Here is a 1,836-nt window from a genome sequence, read left to right as displayed (position 1 = left end):
TGTTGCAACCAAGTTCGAATGTCGCGATGTCAGCAAAGTAGAAATGTCGCATAACGGTGCCGCCGGCTGCGACGTGAGCGCCCGACCGGGCGTCAGCTGGTCGGGGTTGCGCAGCCCGATCGGGGGCGATCCAGTAGATCTCCCTCGGCTTTAGCTTTGAGAGCCGCGTGGCCCTCGTCGAGCTAAAAGCCGGCTTCCGTTGTCGGTTGAGCCTTCCGGTTGATTGGAAACTCGTCCAGCACGGCGAGGACATCCGCAATACGATGCCTATCGCTCTCCGTGAGCGTCAGATCGACTTTGACGGCCTGGCTCTCGACCTTGGCTGCCGGCATTCTGGCAAGCGCCTGCTCACGCCGCACGACGACTGCGGGGTCCTTTGTGAAATCCGCCTTCTTGCCGGGCTTGCGGCCACGCTTCACATAGCCATTGCTCTGGCTGCCATCGGGAATGCCGAACATGTGGTTCGTCTGTCCGGTGCGCCGCGGCCCGCGCTGGCTGCGATGAAGCTCCCGGCCAGCCTGCATCTGGGCGACCAGTTCCAGGGCGGCATCAAGCCGCTTGTTCTCGACGATCTCCGATCTGTGAACTGAACGCAGCTTGTCGAAAGTTCTGTAGGGCAGGCTAATGCCGTCGTGAGTGACCTCAAGGCGACCATCGGGATAGTCGCAGACGATGACCTTTTTACGGGCAAGTCGCTTTGCGGTATCGGTCGGATCGAGAATGAAAAGCACCTTGTCGTAGCGCAGCGTCAAAGCCTGAGACAGCGTGCGAATCTCCTTGCGGCACATGGCGCCGTCCAGATTCTCATGATCGGCGAGAGGGCGGTGCATATCCTTCGGATTGCGGGGCTCCTTGCCAAAGCGTGCGTTGAAGTCCCCCATGAATTCGGGCGCATAGGCGTTGGCCGCCTCGATCGTGCTGATGTCGCGCAGGCGCAACTCCTTCACAAGCCGGTCCTGGAGCGTTTGGTTGGCGCGCTCGACGCGACCCTTGGCCTGTGGGGTGTTGGCGCAGATGATATCGATGTTGAGCTCATAAAGAGCCCGGCCGAACTGCGTCAGGCCGCTGCTTCTATCCTTCTCGGAACCATGGGTCGTTCGGAAAATGCCATGCTTGTCGCTGTAGAACGCAAGCGGCTTGCCCCAGTCCCGCAGATACGCCTTGGCAGCATGGAAATAATCGAACGTGTTCTCCGACCCCGCAAAGCGCAGATGCAGGAGCTTGCCGGTCGCGTCGTCTATGAAGACGAGCAGGGCACATTTTGGACCTCGGTTCTCGAACCACCAGTGATGCGAGCCGTCGATCTGCACCATCTCGCCGAAACAGTCGCGCCGCCCGCGGGGCTGATGCAGCCGCTGCTTGCGTTCACGGCGCGACGTCCAGATTCCAGCCTCCGTCATCCACTTGCGCAGCGTCTCCTTGCTGACCGCGAGCTGATGCCGTTCGATCAGCTTCTCGCGGGCAAGCGTTGGACCGAAGTCAATGTAGTGTTCGCGGATCAGCTCCAGCACGAAGTCGCGAACACCATCGACAATGCGATTGTTGGAACGCCGGCCACGCGCCTTGTGCCGGAGAGCCGCAGCGCCATCCGCCTGGAACGTCTTCAACAGCCGCTGGATCTGACGAACTGAAACGCCGAGCAAGCTTGCCGCCGCAACGCTCGTCATTCGCCGCTCAACAATCTTCGACAAAACCTCGATACGCCGCAGCTCGCGTTCGCTCATCAGAACCAGTCCCAATCTGCAATCTCCCGCGCTCTCAAATGCGGGCAGATTGGCAAGGCAGGAGCGACATTCCTACTTTGCCAGATCCGGACATTTTAACTTAGCTGCTACA

1 pseudogene is annotated in these 1,836 nt (G+C 60.1%); it reads right to left on the bottom strand.

Features of this window, described 5'->3' with window-relative positions:
* Positions 1-317: 317 nt before the first annotated feature.
* Positions 318-1,724 (bottom strand): annotated as a pseudogene (locus NKJ91_RS33510) (ISNCY family transposase); the annotation flags it as partial.
* Between the last annotated feature and the right edge of the window lie 112 nt (positions 1,725-1,836).

This window comes from Mesorhizobium sp. M0040, assembly GCF_040323505.1.
Classification (GTDB): domain Bacteria; phylum Pseudomonadota; class Alphaproteobacteria; order Rhizobiales; family Rhizobiaceae; genus Mesorhizobium.
This window is presented reverse-complemented; position numbering and strand designations above follow the sequence as displayed.